Source organism: Sphingopyxis sp. (assembly GCF_035250425.1).
GTDB lineage: Bacteria > Pseudomonadota > Alphaproteobacteria > Sphingomonadales > Sphingomonadaceae > Sphingopyxis.
Genome location: NZ_DATFFD010000008.1, coordinates 1 through 2,253, shown reverse-complemented (window position 1 = coordinate 2,253; position 2,253 = coordinate 1). Strand labels below are relative to the sequence as shown.

The following is a 2,253-nucleotide window of genomic DNA, read 5'->3' as shown; positions in this document are numbered from 1 at the left end:
CACGCAGCGCGGACACAGCCGCTTCCATGCCGTGCGAGCGCGGCTGGAGGCGATGGCGGTAACACCCGGGCCGCGCGGCTGGTTTCTCGAATTTCTCGTCTTCGGCTTCAAACAGGGCTGGGCATGCCTGTTCGGCGCGCTCATGCTTGCGTTACTGCTCGGCACGCATCTCTTCTGGCCCGACAATGCGCCGCTCCATCGCTATGATGCGATCACGATCGGCGCGGTGATCATCCAGCTCGCCATGCTCGCCTTCCGGCTCGAGACGCCGAAAGAGGCGCTCGTCATCCTGATCTTTCACATCGTCGGCACGGTGATGGAATTGTTCAAGACCGCCGCGGGATCGTGGCAATATCCAGAGGCGAGCCTGCTCCACATCGGCGCAGTGCCGCTCTTCTCGGGCTTCATGTATGCCGCGGTCGGCAGCTATATCGCGCGCGTCTGGCGCATCTTCGACTTCCGCTACACCCGCTATCCGCCGACGTGGACGAGCTACGCGCTCGCCGCCGCAATCTACGTCAATTTCTTCGCGCACCATTGGATGTACGATATTCGCTGGTTCCTGTTCGCCGCCACCGCTTTGCTCTTCTGGCGCTGTCAGGTGTGGTTCCGCCCGCTACACGTGCATCGCCGAATGCCTTTGCTCGTCGGCTGGGGCCTCGTCGCGCTGTTCATCTGGTTCGCCGAGAATATCGGCACCTTCGCGCGCGCCTGGACCTATCCGAGCCAGAACGACGGCTGGCACATGGTCGGCGTGGAGAAGCTCGGCAGCTGGTATCTGCTGATGATCATTTCGTTCGTGCTGGTCAGCTTGGTCCAGCGGCCAAAGGCCCCCGACTAACCGAAAGGCTTGTCGAGCGACGGCGGCGGTTCGCTGAACCATTTCGGGCCGCTGTCGGTCATATAGAAGCAATCCTCCAGCCTTATGCCGAACTCGCCGGGAATGTAGATGCCCGGTTCGTTCGAGAAGCACATGCCCGGCGCAAGCGGCGTCGTTTCGCCATGCACCAGATTGACCGGCTCGTGCCCGTCGAGCCCGATGCCGTGACCGGTGCGGTGCGAAGTGCCGGGCAGCTTGTAGCCCGGGCCCCAGCCGAGGCCTTCATAATAGGCGCGCACCGCGTCATCTACCTTGCCCGCGGGCGTGCCGATCTTCGCCGCGGCAAAGGCGACATCCTGCCCCTTGCGCATCTGGTCCCAGACCTGTCGTTGGCGCGCGCTCGCCTTGCCGTAAACGAAGCTGCGCGAAATGTCGGATTGATAGCCGTGCACCGTCGCGCCGCAGTCCATCAGCACGACCTCGCCGCTCTTCACCGCCTGCGGCTTGCCCGACCCATGCGGATAAGCGCTCGCCTCGCCGAGCAGGATCAGTTCGAACTCGCTCTTGCCGCCAAGCGCCTCGGTCGCGCCCTTCATGATCGCGCCGATGTCGGCAGGCGTCATCCCCGCCTCGATGCGCGGCGCGGTGTGGCGATAGGCGGCGAGCGTGATGTCGGCGGCGATCTGCATCAGCGCGATTTCGGCGGGCGACTTGTGCATCCGGCACCCGCGCACCACAGAAGCGCCGTTGACGACCGTCGCACCCGGCATCGCCTTTTCGAGCCCGTCGACCGCAAAATAACGCACCGTTTCCTCGACGCCGATGCGGCCCTTGATCAGCCCGCGCTTGCCGAGCCACGCCGCGACCGCGGCGAGCGGGTTTTCATCCTCGTTCCACGTCAGCACCTCGGCATCGACCGCCAGGCTTTCGCGCACCGACGGTTCCTCAAAGAAGGGCGTGACGATCGCGACCTCGCCTTCACGGGTCAGCACCGCGGCGGTCAGCCGCTCGCTCCGCGACCAGCGCACCCCGGTAAAATAGATCAGGCTCGACCCCGGCTCGATCAGCAGCGCGCCGATGTCGTTCGCGCGCATCAGCTCCTTAGCCTTGGCAATCCGCGCCACGCGTTCGGCCTTGCCGATCGGGACCGCCTTGGCGGCAAGATTGGGGAGGCCGGCGGTATCGGCCGCGAGTACCGACGCCGGAAAATTCGCCGCGATACCGGCCAGCGTCGCAGTGCCGAGAAATTGCCGTCGGTGCATTATCGTCCCCTTCGTCAATAAATGAGCAAGTCGGCGATTTCTCCCCGCCACGCCGCCTCGTCGGGCAGCGCCAGCGCGTCGAGGTCGCCCGCAACCGCACCCACATCGTCGACCCACTCGCGCAGGCCCGGCCCGCCGTTGATCACGTCGATCGCGAGCACATCGTCGGTA

Annotated in this window: 2 protein-coding genes and 1 pseudogene; 1 reads left to right on the top strand and 2 read right to left on the bottom strand. The window is 65.1% G+C overall.

Annotated elements, in window-relative coordinates:
- A partial coding sequence (locus VJ811_RS00350) for a DUF817 domain-containing protein (RefSeq protein ID WP_324070078.1) occupies positions 1-841 on the top strand: 841 nt, incomplete at its 5' end.
- On the opposite strand, the gene VJ811_RS00345 is transcribed toward VJ811_RS00350, so the two are convergent.
- On the bottom strand, positions 838-2,082 hold the full coding sequence (locus VJ811_RS00345) for a Xaa-Pro peptidase family protein (RefSeq protein ID WP_324070076.1): 1,245 nt from the start codon (positions 2,080-2,082) through the stop codon (positions 838-840). The two genes, VJ811_RS00350 and VJ811_RS00345, sit on opposite strands and share 4 nt — an antisense overlap.
- Before the next feature lie 14 nt (positions 2,083-2,096).
- Positions 2,097-2,253: pseudogene (locus VJ811_RS00340) on the bottom strand (DUF1343 domain-containing protein); the annotation flags it as partial.